Annotated in this window: 11 protein-coding genes; 4 read left to right on the top strand and 7 right to left on the bottom strand. The window is 37.2% G+C overall.

All coding sequences use genetic code 11. The features are described 5' to 3' along the window. Nucleotides 1–15: 15 nt before the first annotated feature. From BLP52_RS08535 to BLP52_RS08520, 4 genes are all read right to left on the bottom strand, one after another. Nucleotides 16–1,503, bottom strand: a complete 1,488-nt coding sequence (locus BLP52_RS08535) for a hypothetical protein (protein ID WP_154717821.1) — start codon at nucleotides 1,501–1,503, stop codon at nucleotides 16–18. A gap of 154 nt (nucleotides 1,504–1,657) precedes the next feature. After that, on the bottom strand, nucleotides 1,658–2,395 hold the full coding sequence (locus BLP52_RS08530; protein WP_162272961.1) for an integrase: 738 nt from the start codon (nucleotides 2,393–2,395) through the stop codon (nucleotides 1,658–1,660). A gap of 369 nt (nucleotides 2,396–2,764) precedes the next feature. Continuing rightward, nucleotides 2,765–4,138, bottom strand: coding sequence for an MFS transporter (locus BLP52_RS08525; RefSeq protein ID WP_091710062.1), 1,374 nt, complete (start codon nucleotides 4,136–4,138; stop codon nucleotides 2,765–2,767). Between the two features lie 272 nt (nucleotides 4,139–4,410). Beyond that, entirely contained in the window at nucleotides 4,411–5,565 is a 1,155-nt protein-coding gene (locus BLP52_RS08520) for a Coenzyme F420 hydrogenase/dehydrogenase, beta subunit C-terminal domain (protein ID WP_091710061.1), read from the bottom strand. A 353-nt stretch (nucleotides 5,566–5,918) separates the two neighbouring features. Between BLP52_RS08520 and BLP52_RS08515 the strand changes: the two genes are divergently transcribed. Next, complete coding sequence (locus BLP52_RS08515) at nucleotides 5,919–6,764, top strand: DMT family transporter (protein ID WP_091710060.1); 846 nt, start codon at nucleotides 5,919–5,921, stop codon at nucleotides 6,762–6,764. A gap of 32 nt (nucleotides 6,765–6,796) precedes the next feature. On the opposite strand, the gene BLP52_RS08510 is transcribed toward BLP52_RS08515, so the two are convergent. Both BLP52_RS08510 and BLP52_RS14375 read right to left on the bottom strand, forming a co-directional pair. Continuing rightward, nucleotides 6,797–9,778, bottom strand: coding sequence for a PAS domain S-box protein (locus tag BLP52_RS08510; RefSeq protein WP_091710059.1), 2,982 nt, complete (start codon nucleotides 9,776–9,778; stop codon nucleotides 6,797–6,799). A gap of 267 nt (nucleotides 9,779–10,045) precedes the next feature. Beyond that, nucleotides 10,046–10,627 (bottom strand): diguanylate cyclase family protein, encoded by a 582-nt coding sequence (locus BLP52_RS14375; protein WP_154717820.1) that lies wholly within the window; start codon nucleotides 10,625–10,627, stop codon nucleotides 10,046–10,048. 197 nt (nucleotides 10,628–10,824) lie between these two features. On the opposite strand from BLP52_RS14375, the gene BLP52_RS08500 reads away from it, so the two are divergent. The 3 genes from BLP52_RS08500 to BLP52_RS08490 all read left to right on the top strand — a co-directional run bounded on the left by BLP52_RS08500 (nucleotide 10,825) and on the right by BLP52_RS08490 (nucleotide 15,161). Beyond that, entirely contained in the window at nucleotides 10,825–12,228 is a 1,404-nt protein-coding gene (locus tag BLP52_RS08500; RefSeq protein ID WP_091710057.1) for a PAS domain-containing sensor histidine kinase, read from the top strand. Nucleotides 12,229–12,554: 326 nt separating this feature from the next. Beyond that, nucleotides 12,555–13,853, top strand: a complete 1,299-nt coding sequence (locus BLP52_RS08495) for an APC family permease (RefSeq protein WP_091710056.1) — start codon at nucleotides 12,555–12,557, stop codon at nucleotides 13,851–13,853. A gap of 3 nt (nucleotides 13,854–13,856) precedes the next feature. Further along, nucleotides 13,857–15,161 carry an APC family permease gene (locus tag BLP52_RS08490; protein WP_091710055.1) on the top strand — a complete coding sequence of 435 codons (1,305 nt, stop codon included), beginning with the start codon at nucleotides 13,857–13,859 and terminating at the stop codon, nucleotides 15,159–15,161. A gap of 18 nt (nucleotides 15,162–15,179) precedes the next feature. Here BLP52_RS08490 and BLP52_RS08485 read toward each other — a convergent pair whose 3' ends face one another. Then, nucleotides 15,180–17,075: a PAS domain-containing sensor histidine kinase gene (locus BLP52_RS08485; protein WP_091710054.1), complete on the bottom strand. Its 1,896-nt coding sequence runs from the start codon at nucleotides 17,073–17,075 to the stop codon at nucleotides 15,180–15,182. Between the last annotated feature and the right edge of the window lie 122 nt (nucleotides 17,076–17,197).

Below are 17,197 nucleotides of genomic sequence, written 5' to 3'. Positions count from 1 at the left end.
TATATCATATGTACTTTATTTAGGATGTTTTGAAACATTACTTCGGAGTTGATTAATAACATTGCTTGAATTTGAAAAAAGTCCCGCTTTATCGTATTTGTAAATCAAATCAAATTTTCCGTTTAGCCATATTGGTTTACAATACTCCTCTTCATTATTTCTAAATTTATCCCATTCAAACTCATCTTTAACTATAACATTAAATTTATATTCCCTTTCAATGTTAAAAGTTGAAGGATTAAATAAATTTCCACGATAAAGCATCCATGATTCTGGCTCATCATTGTGTTTAAAATGTTCGAATGACCTGAAGTTTGAAAGATAATCAAACAATATAGAAGGAGTTTTAGTAACTTTTAGTAAAAATATGAAATCTATAATTGAACCAACCCAAATGTCTTTTCCATGCCATAGTTCGTTAGTACTATGTGACTTAGACCTGCTCACATGATCAAATGAAGCGCGGATTAGTGGGCTATAAATTTGATCAGTTACAATAAAACCATGATAGTAATCTTTAGATTTTATTTTGTATTTTGTTTCCTTGTGTTTAATAATTCCTCCTTCAAGCAATAAGTTTAAAGGTCTATTAATTTGGCGAAGCGCTTTAGAAACATTTTTTTCAATATTACTGGATAATTTTGCTATATTCCAATCAAACGATGCTTTATTCATCTTAACTGATTTGCATTCAATGCAAAAACCTATTTTTTTATATAGAATAAGCAAATCCTTTTCATGTTTTTTATTTCCAATATAATATTTCCAATAAAAATCAGAACGAGGCATAAATTGCTTTAACTCTCTCTCAACCAATGATTCAAGAGACTGTCCTTTTTCAGTACCAAAAGTACTAAATGATGATTCTAGTTTTTCGCATACATATGCATAAATGGTTTCAGGAAATCTAGAACGGAGTGGAATTAGGACATTATTTTCCAACTCTATAAACAATTTATTCCATGTATCTTCCAAAGAATTAATAGCTGATGGTTCTATTGTCAAATCCTCTTTTAAAGATATTAATCCTGGATATATATAAATATCAAAATAAGCTTCTTTAGTATTATAGCTTTTAGAGGCTACATTAGAGATAAAATAAAATATTTCTTCAATTTTAACTCCAAAAATCGAGTTAATCTCATTGTTAAATGGTTTTAATAATTCAATATATATTGGAATTGAAAACCAATAGGGTCTAATACCCTGCTCAATACCAAAACGGTTTAAAGGAAATAAATAATTAGGTTTCGATTCCAAAATTTTTAAACATTCTTTCATAATGGACTTGAACTGTTCATCTGTAATTTCGTCATTATTTCCTGTTCCGCAAATGGCAAATGAACAAAACAAAATATCATACTCTATCGGTGAATAACACGTGAATGATCTACTTTTATTTAGAATGGTTTCAACATTGTATGTAGAAAGCATTATTGGTAAATTTGAGGCTAAAACTGCCTTTCTAAACCAACCATTTTTATGTGGTTTCATGTCTTTCAAACGATAATCACCTATTATTACCATAATCACCGGTACATAAATGAAGTTGAGTAATAACATCCAACACTTCATTATTATATATATTAATTTTGAATGATTTAATGTATGTCTACTAAATTGCAATGTATTCATAAATATCAAAATAAATTCGGCACTATGGAAACCCTAAATTTTTCACAATTCTCCTGTACTCCTCTTTCGATTGCTGAACTTTATTCAAGTAATGAGCACTTCCCACCGTTGCAGGTGCTCTACCTTGTATAAAATCAGCTAAACTTTCAGTAACCCCTTCCTTTATCATCAAATTCAGATGCCATTTACGAATAGTCTTTGCACATACACGATTATGCCTGATTCTCTTGGCGTAATAGTCATATCCATAGACTGTATCAATACTTTTCACTGTAGTAATGAAAGAAGCTGGAAAATATATCTGAAAAGTCTTCTTAGTTCCTGATGAGAAAGCAGCTGATGGGTAATGTGCTACTTCTCCGTCGACAACAATATTACGTTCATCAAAGGTCTTTAGCATCTTGTGAATATGGGAGAGACGATTTCCTGAATACATTAGTAGTTTATAGATAGGTTTCAAATCTTCAGGATAACTTTCATAAGCCTCCTGTATCTCCTCATCAGTAACATAAACTTCAAAGACATTGGATTTCTTAATTTTGATGTAACGTCTCCATTTCTGAATGATATATCCACAGATATCATCTACATCTTCATCTTCGAAGTAGTTCAGTAAATTACGTAGTCCACGTTCTTCTTTATCTCTCAGATTGAGTTTCCTGAAGTCCTGGGGTTTCTGAACAGATTCAGTAGAAAAGAATCGTTCAAGAGCGTTATAGTAATCTCTCTTTGTTGTCTTAGAAACATCTTTAGCGTTCAACCAATCCTTGAAAGATTCTCGATGGTGGACCCATAAATCATTCAACAAAACAGTTTGCAATGGCTCCGTGGCATACGGTGGCTCTTGGCCTTGATATCCGGGGGTACGTTCCCAGGAAACGCCATCTAGTAACCCCTTTACACGGCGGGGGTCATGAGTTCGAATCTCATCGGGCCCACCACAATTCTTCTTTTCTAATGTTATTGATTTTTACAACAACTTGAGCTTTAACTCTACAATCTATTATTCAACATTTGTACAATTTCGTATGTTTTTTGTGCAAAGGCATCAGAAGCCATTATTTTAACTTTCTTGACCACATCTGCCCCGTCATAATTCTTCTTCTCTGCTGATATTTATGCTAAATTATCACCTTAAAGGTTCTCTACTTCTATCTTTCATTAAATATAATCCTATAATTGCCAAGACTACAGCAAAACAAAGATAATATGCTGGAGCCAGGTTATTACCGGATGTTTTGATCAGCCATGTAGAGATCATCGGGGCAGATCCGCCAAAAATGCCAAGACCTACATTATAGATTATAGAATAAGCAGTCAGCCGGAAATTTGTAGGAAATAGTTCTACAAACATGGAAGGTGCTATTCCAAGAGGCACAGCTATTATTAAACCAAAGATCAGTTCTATTGCAAAGATCAGTATGTAGTTTTTCGTCATTACAAGACTGAAGAATGGTATAGTGACAATGAGAGCTATTATAAAAGCTCCAAGTAAAAGCTTTTTTCTCCTTATGAGTCTGTCAGAGATTATCGCCATAAGTGGAATAAAAAATACCAAAATAAATGTGATCAGGGTAGTTATTTGGAGAGTTTTGCTCATATCAATTTTTGCTACAGTATTAAGATATGTAGGCATGTATACAAGAGGCAGATAGAAAAGAACAGCATATCCCATACTAAATAAAATACCACTTACAAGTTCGCGTTTCCCTTTTTTCATTACTTCTTTTAGTGGTAAGGTTGCCTCATGTCTTTTATTCCTTAGATACATATGTGATTCAGGAAGTTTGGATGTGTAATAGATACCAAAGACAGCTAGTAAAGCTGATAAGAAAAATGGCAATCTCCATCCCCAGGCATAAAGTGTTTGCTCCGATAGTATTGATGTGATCCCTGTTGCAATTATTGAACCCAATAACATACCGACCATACTTCCAATATTGGCTATACTTCCAAATACTCCTCTGTAACCGTTAGGTGCCTCTTCTACCAGATAGGTAACCGATGAACTGAACTCACCACCCACGGATAAACCCTGTATCATTCTCAAGAGTACCAAAAGTGCAGGAGCCAGCAGTCCAACATTTGCATAAACAGGTAATACGCCTATTAAGGAGGTGCTTATCCCTATCATAATAAGAGATAGATAAAGTGTGAATTTTCTTCCTTTCAAATCTCCCAGATGTCCGAATATAGCACCACCTAATGGTCGCATTATAAAACCAACCGCAAAAACTGCAAAAGTAGCCATTATCGAAACAATGGCATCCTGACCCGGGAAAAACAATTTAGAAATTATCGGAACCATATAACCATAGAGAGCGAAGTCATACCACTCCATTATATTACCAACAACGCCACTAACAATGCTGGATGATTTTCCTGTGAGTTTCTCTATTTCTTCGCCTGTTTCTTTTTCTAGATATATAATAAAATTTTTAGCGGTCTTTTCATCTTCTCTGAAATCTGTTTCGAATTTCTCGACGACATCTTCCGCACTCATCTTTAATCTCCTGATAAACTTTGTATATTATAATTAAAATCCGGTCATATAAAAAACTATTAGCTTATATCGTATATTTTCAAATGTCGTTCCAATGATGGCAGACAGAATCGTGTTATGCTGGCTTATAACTTGATATGGAATTATAAACCAAATATAAATTCTAAAAATGAGAATTAGTTTGATGTGATGTATATATGATAATTGTTTTCAAAATCGCATCAAATTGAGTTTTAATTCTAATGTTATTTTAAATAAAAAAAGATTTAAGGTTATTTCCTTTTGTTAAGTCCGTACATCTGCACCTTTTTCATCATCGACAGATTAAGAACCTTTTCCATTTCTTGTTTCTCAAGCACCCGGGATTCAATGTATCCGTTATCCACAGCCTCATTAAAGATCTCATAACCCATTCCCGAACGCGCTAGAACTGTAGTCCGACCATTAGGTGTACCGACTCCTCCAAAAGAAATGTCGGCGTTCTCGGCAGTCAGATCGGTACAGAATTTGCATGAGCTGCTTCTATACTGGTCAAATTCTGTCAGTGGGAATACTTTAACTTCTTCATGAGTCTGGAACTCGAACTGGCCCTTGCGAATCTTCATGGCTTCAATATCATTGAGCTTCATATTTTTACTTTCAACAAACTCTTTGATACCTTCATGGTAGAAAGTGTCCATACAGAAAAGGCCCATTTTCAATATATTGGCTCGCATGAAAAGATGCAAAAAACCATAAGGACTTTTCTGCATTTTTGTAACGGCATCAATATTGCAAGCTGTTCCAACAAAGGCAATACTTCTCATACCCTGTTTGATAGCGTCCATCATGCCTTCCATGGTCATGCTGTGACTGTAGATGCTTCCTGCAGACTGCACCAGTTCATCATAGGTGGTTGCCACTGTAGGAACAGGTTTCCATGGCTCATCCTCTGATTTTGTCGTTACTACCGCGCAGTCTATAAGTCCTTCATCCAGAGCGTAGGCAAGCATGGAAGTAACCACAGCACCATCCTGCCCTTTCAGATCTTTTATGAGTGTTCTGGAACTGTAAGCGTGTCTGATTTTGCCTATGAGTCCTTCTTCTGTTGTGATGGTCCTTGGGCATTGGTTGTAACAGACTCCACAGGCTGTACATTTATCCACTAGTTTTGGTTGATTTCCCTCAATGGATATGGAGTCGCAGGTTGCTGCACACGCTCCGCAAAGGGTGCATATTCCCGGTTTTATTATTTCTTTCCTTAATTTCCCAAAAGATATTCTTTCATGATCCTTTAGACTTCTTTTTAGCCTTATAGTTCCCTTTTTCATTTCATCGAACTTAGCTTTACAAAGAGGACAACAGAAATAATAGGTTTTGCCATCATATTCTGTGCTGTATTGACTATCAGACTGTACTGTCATTTTGCATATGGGGTCAGTTGGCATGCTTTGATTCTCCTTCAGTTTCCATGTAATGTTGGCTGTAGGAATCTTGCCACTTAAAATAGAAAGAAATGGGGTAAAAAATCACCACATTTCTCTCAATCAAATTCGTGGTGTATCTATTAATTTAATTTATATGTGAGTGTTACTATAAATATTAACATCTCGTTATACATTTTCATATTTCTTTTCGAAATTTGAAGACCGAGTCCGATCTTTACTACAGTTATCTATGTTTTTTGATTCACAAATTCAAAAATAACTATAACTATCATGTTGTATAGGTTTAAAAATTACAAGATCATTTACATGAATAATTTAAAAATATTCTAACTTGATAGTTATCGGAGATGAAAATGCTGCCTGTTGAAGATCTTGCAAATGTTTTTGGGCTGTTATCTGCAGTATCGTGGGGTGCAGGAGATTTCGTAGGCGGATGCGCCACCAGGCGAACAAGTGCTTATTCTGCTGTAATGGCTACACAGATCACAGGCATAATCATGTTCCCGGTGCTTGCGTTGGCTTTTTCTGAAAGCCTCCCTTCAGTTAACAATCTTATGTGGGGTGGCCTTGCAGGATTTTTTGGGGCAGCCGGGCTCATTTTGCTCTATATGAGCATGGCCAGGGGCAAAATGAGTATCGTTGCAACGCTGGCGGCAGTAATAGCGATAATCATACCTGTTATATATTCAGCTATAAATGAAGGTCTTCCCGGCACTCTGAAAATTGCGGGCTTTATTTTTGCACTCATCGGTATATGGTTCATTGTCAGAATGAATGCAGGATTGGATTTAAAAACAAAAGATATGCAATACATAGCAGTTGCAGGTACACTATTTGGACTGTTCTTTATTTCAATAGATAAATTCAGTTCTACCGGAATTTACTGGCCACTGACATTTTCCAGAATTACAGCACTCATCATGCTGGCTGTATTCATGATAACAACAAAGAATGTCAAGAAACCAACATCTGATGGAATCCTCTTAGTTATCCTTGCAGGGATATTCAACACTGGAGGTGTTGTCCTGTTTGCTCTGGCTTCTGTAGCAGGAAGACTGGATGTTGCCACGATACTATCATCACTAAGCCCTGCAGTTACAGTACTTCTGGCATGTGTAATATTAAAAGAAAAGCTTGCTCCACGTCAATGGGTAGGAGTGGTGGCTTCAATGGCTGCTATTGCTCTGATATCTATGTGATAATTTGACACCCAGCTCTATTCATCTCTAAACTAGATTGGAATCGTGAAAGTAAACGTGCTTCCCTTACCAACTTCACTTTTAACACGGATCTCTCCGGAATGCATCTCAACATAATATTTAACAATTGCAAGTCCAAGTCCCGTTCCACCATGGGTGCGGTTATTTGATGAACTTACTTGCTTGAATGGATCAAAAATAGCTTTTTGTTGTTCAGTAGCAATACCAATACCGTTGTCAGATACAGAAATCAGGATGTTGTCATTTTCCACTTCACAATCAACCCAGACTTTACCATATTTATATGTGAATTTGATTGCATTACTCAGCAGGTTGTACAATATTTGTTTGATTTTTGTCTTGTCAGCATTTACTTTAAGACCATCTAATTCAATATTGATCTTAAAATCGATATGTTTCTCTTTGATCAGGGGTTCCATTAAAGTTATACTTTCTTCCAGAACTTCAGATATACTAATTGGTTCAGGTTCGTATAACATGTTTCCTGACTCTATTTTAGAAACATCAAGTATATCATTGATAAGTTTTAGCAGGTGATTGCCGCTTTTCAATATGTTGGATACGTAGTGGCTTTGTTTTTCATTCAGATCCCCAAATATCTTATCATTTAATACCTGGGAAAAACCAATAACAGAATTAAGCGGTGTGCGAAGTTCATGGCTCATGTTAGCAATGAACTCCGATTTTATTTTGTTTGATTCTTCAGCAAGGGCTTTGGCCCTAAGAAGAGCCATTTCAGTATTCTTACGTTCAGTGATGTCCCTGCATACGGAGAAAATAAGTGACTCTTCATTTAAGGTTGCCATGCTGGAACTAATCTCTACATCTATCAAACTACCATCTTTTCGGAGGATTGTTGTCTCTATGTATTGTGGTCTTTCTTTGAAATTCTTAAAATGAAAAATCATTTCTTCTTGTGTCCATTTTGCGTCCAGTTCCCATATGTGCATCTCTAGAAGCTCATCCGGAGTGTATCCTGCCATCTCAGCATACTTTTTATTAGCTTCCAGTATTTTGCCATTCTGATTGAGAATAACGATGCCATCACTGGAATTTTCAATAAGCAGGCGTCTTCGTGTAACTTCTTCTATAATTCTTCTCTCTACCTCTTTTCTCTCTGTAATATCCTGTATCATTCCAACGATAACATTTCTTTCTACAAAATATTCGGCAGCAGAATGTATATCACGAATTTGTCCGTCATTTTTTCTTTTTATCTTAAATTCAACATCATAAGGTAGATTTTTCTGAAGAAGATTTGTCATCGTTTCATCAAGTATTGGACGATATTCAGGTAACGGCATTTCCTGGATATCCTCAATAACATATTCTTTGTCATCTTCAAGCCCGTAGATTTTTCTTGCTTCATCAGATGCATCGACTTTTCGTGAATTCAGGTCAATTTCCCAGCTTCCTACATTTCCAACACTTTGTGCTGTACGCAGTTGCATTTCTTTCCTTAACAATTCCAGTTCCGATTTTTTACGTTCAGTTATATCGGCATGAGTTCCATACATGAGAAGTGGTTTATCGTCTTCATCCCATTCTATTACTTTACCACGAGCAAGTACCCACACCCATTCTCCATTTTTGTGCAGCATACGTATTTCACATTCATACTGGTTCAATTCCCCTATAAAGTGTTTTTTAAGAAGTAACTCTGCTTTTTCTATGTCTTCAGGATGCACAAGCCTTTTCCATGTATTGAAATTGAGAGGTTTTAGTTCATCCAGTGTATATCCTACTATCTCTGCCCAACGTTCATTGAATGAAGTTTTACCAGTCTTTACATTCCATTCCCATGTTCCGACATTTGTACCTTCAATGATGTTCGCAAGACGCTTGCTTTCTTCAAGCAGTTCTTTTTCTGCTTGTTCTCTTTCTGATATATTCCTGCCAACACCCAATACACCAATGAGTTTTCCACTGGAGTCATACATAGGGCTTTTAATGGTTTCCAGATATTCTTCATGCCCATCAGCAGCATAGGTGATAAGTTCCTCATTCATTGAAGGCTTACCGGCTTCTAACGCAGCAATATCTTTTTGCCTGAAAAAGTCTGCAAGTTCTTTATCAACGAAATCGTGATCGGTCTTTCCAATAATTTCCGCTTCTTTTGCACCAAAAAAACGTTCAAATTTGCTATTGCATTTAAGGTAAACTCCTTCAGCATTTTTCAACCATATAAGGTCCGGAATGGTATCTATCAGTGTACGCAGCTGGCCTTCACTAGTCATCAGTGCTAGTTCTGCGTTCTTGTGTTCACTTATATTGATGGATGCAGACATTACTCTTTGAATACCATTTATCACAACAGGACTCAGCCTGACATACAGCCACATGAATTCGCCGTTTTTCTTTTTATGAAGCCATTCAAATTCATATGATCCTTTAGAAAAAGCTTTATGTACCAGTTCCCGTGCTTCAATTAGTGAATATGGTGGTTCATACCAGATATCACTCTCCTGCAATTCCTGAAGTGAAGAATATTCAAAAGAAGTGTAAGCTGCAGGATTAGCGTCGATTATCTCTCCACTGTCCTTGTCATGTATCATTATAGAAATTGGTATTTCTGTTAAGAGACTCCTGTACTGTTCTTCACTATTTTGAAGTTTCACCTCATATTTTTCTTCAAATTCTTTTGTACCTGTAACATTACGAATAATAGAAAATAGAAGGGTTTTATCTTCAATGCTTGTTGGAAAAGTATTTACTTCCACATCTCGCATTTCACCGCTGGCAATTCGATGCTTAAAGAAAAAATGATTCTGTTTTTCATCCATTGCCATTTGGACCAGTGTCGATGTTTCTTCTTCGGGCAGTGAATTAATATGGGATATTTTCTTACCAGTAAGTTCCTCAAAGTTCCATCCATAAAAGTTACATGCAGCATGATTTGCATCAACGATATCAAGGCTATCAGGGTCTATAAGTAGCATAATGACATGTGCATTGTCAAATAATGCATTGTACCCTGCTTTTTTTATTCCCACAATTATCCCTCATTGATGTATTTGCCTTAATATATCCAGTTTTGCAATAAAGGAGACATCTGTCTCTTCACATGAACTATAGGTGGGTATATCAACTGTTCAATCCTCAGGTAAATATCTCTATAATATTATATATTCTATACGTTATTAAAGAGTTTTATTCATTTCACCATCAAATGAAGAAATTACTAATGAACAAAATCAGGATAATGAATCCCAATCATAAAAGCACACAAAATTGTGTTAAGATACTATTGTTTTGAATTCTCAGATCCAGTATCCTTTAACATATGATTCTGTCTGTTGGATATAAGGAGTTACATACCGAAGTAATAATGGTACGATCAACAATGAGGTTATAAGATTGCCAAAGAACCATCCCTGTAACGTCATGCTGAACATATTCCATTCCGTTTCTCCAGTGAGTACCAGTAACAATGATCCCCAGAAAGCACCTGTCAGATTGTTGATAATACAGGCAAAGAGAATGAATATAATACCATCTTTTTTCGTTCTTAGTCTGATGTTAACTTTGAAATATGAAAAAGCAGCCAGTGGTATAAGCACCTGGCACAGGTCTGCAAGGGACCATATCACATTCAGTGAAAGAGGCATATCTGCAAGTATCCCGGCCCCTATCATGCAGCCCAGGTACGCTGAAAAAGCTCCCCATATTCCATACCAGAGTGTGAACACAATCATAAATGCCACTGCAAAGTACATTCCGGAAACACCAGGTGCCAGTGACACAGGAGAATTTATCACTGCAAACCTTGACAGAAGTGAGTTTGACAGTATAAGGAACAGAAAGATATTCACGTATGTGGAATAGGACTCTATATCAGACATTGATCTCCTCAACTGTTTTTTGAGCTTGAAAAGGATAATATGTGTTTATTTTTTATTTATTGCTATGAATGCACTCTAGTTATATCAGTCATTTTATATAATGGAATCGTTATTAATACTTTCATTATAATAATGAAATAGGTTCTTATCCAGCTATCAATTGATAAAACCATTCATTACTTCAAGTGGTACTTAAGATGAAAACTGATAATGAGGACATGGATCCTTTTCAGATAAGAGAATGGTTCAAAAGACCATATTCAGTAACTATCACTACAATTCTGATATTTTTTGGTATACTGTATAATTCGTGGCTATATGTTGGAAAATGGCTGGATGGTATTCTTGTAAATGGTCTCGTTCCGGGTGATGTTACATTCATCAAGACACTTACATTTATTCTGATACTTATGATGACCAACATCATTTATATGATCCTCAGCAGGCAGGTTGCTCTTTCAAGAACAGTGGAAGAACAGGAAAAACAACTTATTATGTGTGAAATGAAGTTCCAGAATTTCATTGATAATGTTCCTGATGTTGCTGTCCAGGGTTTCGATCTGGATGGTACGGTACATTACTGGAATCTTGCAAGTGAGAAGATGTATGGTTATACAAAGGAAGAGACCATGGGGCAAAATATGTTTGACCTGATATTTCCGGATGAACGTAAAGATGATTTTGATGATATCATTTCTTCAATGCGCAGTGATAAGGACTATAAACAGGCATATGAGTCCACGTTCATAACAAAAGATGGGCGAAAGCTGCCGGTATTCTCAAGCTACTCATCTGTTCCTGCTTCGGATACTCCGCTTGAGATATTTTCTATGGAGATAGACCTCACTGACAGGAAGAGGATGGAGCAGGATTTGAAGGAAGCTAAGATTATAGCAGAATCTTCCAGTAATGCCAAGAGCAAGTTCCTGGCAAGTATGAGCCATGAAATAAGGACTCCGCTTAATTCAATCATCGGATTTTCTGATATCCTTGTAAATGACCTGTCAGATTCTCTTAGTGATACTCATAAGAAATATGCACAGAATATATCAACAAGCGGACAACATTTACTTAGTATCATAAACGATGTACTGGATATATCCAAAGCAGAGGCCGGAAAAATGGAACTTCGGTATGAGCATGTCTTGATTCCTTCTATAGTTAATGAGGTGGTTGAAGCTATGCGACCTTCAACATCTATCCGAAACATATCACTACATACCGATATAGGGCAGAATGTATCTATAGTGGAAGCCGATCCGGGAAAATTGAAGCAGATACTTTACAATCTGGTAGGAAATGCGGCTAAATTTTCTCACGATGGAGGTAATATCATTGTCAGATGCTATGTGGATGACAAAATGATGCATTTTGAAGTTGAAGATGATGGTATAGGAATAAGAGAGCAGGAAATAGGGAAATTATTCAAACCATTTTCCCAGGTTGGTGAACTTTCCGTGAATAAGCATAAAGGCACAGGTCTGGGCTTGTCTCTTGTTAAAGAAATGGTGGAACTTCATAATGGTGAGGTCTGGGTAAAAAGTGAATATGGTAAGTACAGTATTTTCGGTTTTAATATTCCTCTTGATTTTCCTTCATAATTTTGATACTGCGGATATCTCATCTTCAGGCATTGAATTATATACGATTTTTTCTTTCCCTTGAGATCTTCAGGGCTCTATTCATAAAGTTAGAAGTAGCATATCCGTATCAATATTCTCGATAACATAAGGATTTATAAAGCAACACAATGATTGGACATTGTCAAATAGTGTTTTTACCTTTTCTTATTATTGATGCCATGATACTTGTTTTTCTGTTTATTAACTATTGCTTTTATTTACAGTGTTAAATTGTAAATTAGAAGAAATTAATGACCAAGGGTTTAACTTTTATACAAGTCCATCAAGAAAACAAAGGGATTCAGATGACTGAAAGCAAATCAATGGGACTATGGTCCGCCACATCGATTGGTGTCGGCGCCATGGTAGGTGCAGGAATATTCTCAATTTTTGGAACAGCGACCCAGATATCCGGTAATGCAGTCTACGTATCTTTCATAATTGCCGGGGCAATAGCACTGTTAAGCACTTATTCTTATGCGAAGCTCGGAGTCAGATATCCGTCAGCAGGCGGCCCGGTTGAATTTCTCATTCAGGGTTTTGGTGATGGACTTTTAAGCGGTGGTCTGAATCTGCTTTTGTGGAGTGGTTATGTATTCGGACTTGCCCTTTATGCAAAGGGCTTTTCACTTTATGCAATGACATTTATGCCTTCAGGTTCAGCTGCTATCTGGTCCAATATATTTGCAACTGCAATAATCATAGTTTTTACAGCTGTCAATTTTATCGGCGCAAAAGCTGTGGGTAAATCAGAGCTTTTCATTGTATCAGTAAAAGTAGGAATTCTCCTCCTCTTTGCAATCTCAGGACTTTTCTTCATTAATACAGCAAACCTTTCAGTTGCACAATTCCCTACAAATTCTAACATCCTGTTCGGAGCCGGAATTGTTTTCCTTGCCTATCAGGGTTTCGGACTTATCACAAATGCAGCAGAAGACATGGAAGATCCCGAAAAAACACTACCAAAAGCATTGTACCTGAGTGTTCTGATCGTAATAGTCATTTATGTTCTGGTAAGCCTTGCAGTAATAGGAAATCTCTCTATGTCAGACATATCCACAGCCAAGGATTATGCTCTGGCTGCCGCAGCTAAGCCTTTCCTGGGTAGTGCAGGATTCACCATAATGGCAATAGCTGCACTTTTCTCAACAGCTTCAGCCATTAATGCCTCTCTTTACGGAGGTGCAAATGTAAGTTACCTGATAGCAAAAGAAGGAGAATTGCCTGAATTCTTCGAAAGAAAGGTATGGAACCGAAGTACAGAGGGTTTATTCATCACATCGGGTCTTGTTATAATATGTACCAATATGCTCAATCTTGAAGGTATTGGCATGATGGCAAGCGCTTCATTGCTGGTTATATATGTAGCTGTTAATGCCGCTCATCTTCGACTGGTCGGTGAAACCGGTGCCAAACGCTATCTTATATGGGCATCTCTTATTAGCAGTATAGTGTTTTTCGCTATCCTTGTATACTATGAGATACAAAATTCTGTGCTGACCCTTGTAGTATTTACAGCGGTCCTCATATTGTGCTTCTTTACAGAATTGATCTACAGGGCCTACTCCAGAAGAATACTGAAGGCCAGAACAAATGGAGATTAAAATATGACCGATCCATCTTCAGAAGGTTCAATAGGCTACCTTTCCGCAGTTTCAATAGGAGTCGGTGGCATGGTTGGCGGAGGAATATTTGCAGTTCTCGGACTTGCCGTTAAACTTGGAGGAGGCGGAACACCTATTGCTTTTGCACTAGCAGGTCTGGTGGCATTGGTTACCTCTTATTCCTATGCAAAACTCTCTGTTCGCTATCCTTCAGAAGGTGGAACTGTTGAATTCCTTAACCAGGCGTTTGGTTCCGGTATGATAACCGGTGGACTTAATGTGCTGCTCTGGTTAAGTTATGTTGTCATGCTTTCACTTTATGCCTATGCTTTTGGCAGCTATGGCTCAACATTTTTCCCTGCTTCCATGCAGTCTGTTTCACGTCACATTCTCATTAGTGGGATTGTTATATTGATGACTGCGATCAATGTAATTGGTTCCAAAGTTGTTGGCAGATCAGAAGAATGGATCGTAGCATTCAAAGTTGCAATTCTCACCATTTTCATAGGAGGAGGACTTTGGAGTATAAGGTCGCAACCTGTTCAGATCACTTTAGGGTCTGGTCCAATTCAACTCGTGGCTGGTGGAATGATCATCTTCCTGGCATACGAGGGATTTGAACTCATAGCCAATACTGCAAATGATATAAAGAGCCCTGAAAAGATTCTGCCACGCGCTTATTATACTGCAGTTCTTTTTGTAATCCTGCTCTATGTCCTGATAGCGTATGTAACCGTTTCAAGTGTTTCAACTGATACTATTGTACAGGCACAGGATTATGCACTTGCAGTTGCTGCCAAACCATTCCTTGGAACTTTTGGTTTCAATCTGATTTCGGTTGCAGCTCTTTTATCCACAACATCGGCTATCAATGCCACGTTATATGGTGCTTCACGTGTGAGCTATATAATTGCAAAAGACGGTGAACTGCCGGAAATATTAGATAAGAAAATATGGAACCGACCTGTTGAAGGGCTGCTATTGACCTCCATTATGACCTTGTTTGTGGCAAATCTCTTTGATCTGTCAAGCATTTCAATAATGGGTAGTGCAGGTTTCCTCCTGATATTTGGAGCAGTGAATGCTGCAAATGTCCGTCTTCATAAGAGGACAAAAAGCAAAAAATGGATATCAATAACAGGTATTGTTGCATGTGTTGTGGCTTTAATGACACTCATCTGGTACGTACTGACAAACTCTCCTGCAGATATCTACGTACTAATAGTCATGGTGTTCCTTGCATTTGCAGTTGAGTATCTCTATAGAGAATATACTGGCAGGAAAATAAAGAAGATCCATTCCTTCTGATCTCTGACCCGGGAAAGATCAGAGATTCAAACCTTCGATTTTTGATTCAACAGGAATCACAAATGCAAAGGTGCTGCCTTTCCCTGGTTTACTCTGTACCCAGATGTTGCCTTTATGCATTTCCACGTACTTTTTAACAATTGTAAGACCAAGTCCGGTTCCACCCTGTTCTCTGGTGCTGTACTTACTTAGTTGTTTGAATGGCTCAAATAGTCGGGCCGTATTCTCACCGGAAATTCCAATTCCATTGTCCTTAACACTTGTATGGATCATGTCATCAACCTGTTTGACATAGATACTTACAGTTCCTCCTTTTTCAGTGAACTTGATAGCATTGCTTACCAGATTGTAAAGTATCTGTTTGAACTTTGTCCTGTCTGCATTCAATATAAGATCAGGTTCAACACTTACATTGATATTTATGTTCTTACCTTCTGCAATAGGTACTGTTGTAGCTCTTACTTCTTCAACTACGTCACCTACACAGAAAGGACAACAGCAGATCTCCATTTTGCCAGCTTCTATCTTTGAGAAATCAAGGATTGAATTGATAAGCCCCAGCAAGTGTTTACCACTATTTGCAATGTGTTCAATGTACTCTGATTGTTTATCATTCAGGTTACCTGCAATTTGTTTTGATAGGATATCAGAAAATCCTATGATCGAATTAAGAGGTGTCCTAAGTTCATGGCTCATTGTTGCCAGGAATTCACTTTTGCTGTTGCTTGCATCTTCAGCCATTTGCTTTGCATGAATCAGGGCTTCTTCTGCATTTTTTCTGTCAGTAATGTCCCTGCACACGCAGAAAATTAATTTTTCTTTTCCGAAAATTGCACCATTTCCACTCACTTCCACATCAATAAGAGTTCCATCTTTGCGTCTTTGTTTTGTTTCATGTACCACACCCACCTCATCAGCAAGACGCACCATTTCTAATAATTGCTCACGGGTATAATGGGTATCCCAGTCCCACATGTATAGTGAACTGACCTCTTCTTCTGTGTATCCTAGCATAGTTGCGAATTTTTTGTTCGCTTCGAAAACCTTTCCATTCTGATCAATAATAACTATCCCATCTGCAGACTGTTCGATCAGAATACGCCTTTTCATGGACTCCATTTCAAGTGCATTCTCAGCAAGTTTACGTTCTGTTATATCCTGAAGTGAACCGGTTACCTTCACAACTTTTCCTTCACTCATTTTAGCATGGCCACGGGCTCTCACCCATTTATGGTTACCTTTTGCGGATATAAGTTCAAGTTCAAGGTCATAAGGCCGACCTTTATCTACAACATTATTTACCGCATCTTTAATAATTTCTCTTGAATCAGGAAGATAGAAACTCAATCCAAAATCAGGGTCTGGTGGAATTTGTGGATCAATCTCGTATATTCTGGCAACTTCCGGTGTCCAGGTACCTTTGCCTGATCTTACATCAAATTCCCATCCACCTATTCTGGTAATTTGACATACATCGCTCAGAAGTTCTTCATTTTCTATAAGTTTGTTCTTTGTTCCTGTAATATCGATATGCTGTAAAAGGACACTTGTTGGTTTTTCACTTGAAAGTGGATGAACTTTTAGCAGGAACCATCCACAGATGCCATTGTATTTATAGGAATATTCTGTTTTGAAAGAGTTTTTCTTACCATTGATAACCTCTTTAATACCGTTTTCTATAATCCTGACAGTTTCAATGCTGTTAATATTAGCATTTTCACTGCAAAACCTAAAATAGTCAGAACCTTCTGTACACTTATTGCCAGGCTCATATTTCCGGGAAAAATCTTTCCAGGCTTTGTTGGTAAAAGAGATATTTCCTTCTGATGACAGTACGATAACTCCATCATCCCAGAGGTCTAGTGATTTTGTATCGAGAATAAAATTTGGTATTTTGTAATTTTTTACAGGCATTATATGGACACCATTTTACTATGCCTTTTTTATAGAACTACTTATTTATATTTTTTGTTAAAAAGTTCATCAAAATAGCATCATTATTCAACACTATTCCTTGCCAGTCCTTTAGTTTGCAT

The organism is Methanolobus vulcani, assembly GCF_900100715.1.
Classification (GTDB): Archaea; Halobacteriota; Methanosarcinia; order Methanosarcinales; family Methanosarcinaceae; genus Methanolobus; species Methanolobus vulcani.
Note: the sequence above shows the minus strand (reverse complement) of the source record. Positions and strands in the feature narration are given on the sequence as shown.

What these genes read in the sequence shown, in the direction of transcription:
- BLP52_RS14375 (WP_154717820.1), bottom strand. Translation starts at nt 10,627, where the DNA reads ATGTCTGATATAGAGTCCTATTCCACATACGTGAATATCTTTCTGTTC.
- BLP52_RS08485 (WP_091710054.1), bottom strand. Translation starts at nt 17,075, where the DNA reads ATGCCTGTAAAAAATTACAAAATACCAAATTTTATTCTCGATACAAAA.
- BLP52_RS08495 (WP_091710056.1), top strand. Translation starts at nt 12,555, where the DNA reads ATGACTGAAAGCAAATCAATGGGACTATGGTCCGCCACATCGATTGGT.
- BLP52_RS08520 (WP_091710061.1), bottom strand. Translation starts at nt 5,565, where the DNA reads ATGCCAACTGACCCCATATGCAAAATGACAGTACAGTCTGATAGTCAA.
- BLP52_RS08500 (WP_091710057.1), top strand. Translation starts at nt 10,825, where the DNA reads ATGAAAACTGATAATGAGGACATGGATCCTTTTCAGATAAGAGAATGG.
- BLP52_RS08515 (WP_091710060.1), top strand. Translation starts at nt 5,919, where the DNA reads ATGCTGCCTGTTGAAGATCTTGCAAATGTTTTTGGGCTGTTATCTGCA.
- BLP52_RS08525 (WP_091710062.1), bottom strand. Translation starts at nt 4,138, where the DNA reads ATGAGTGCGGAAGATGTCGTCGAGAAATTCGAAACAGATTTCAGAGAA.
- BLP52_RS08490 (WP_091710055.1), top strand. Translation starts at nt 13,857, where the DNA reads ATGACCGATCCATCTTCAGAAGGTTCAATAGGCTACCTTTCCGCAGTT.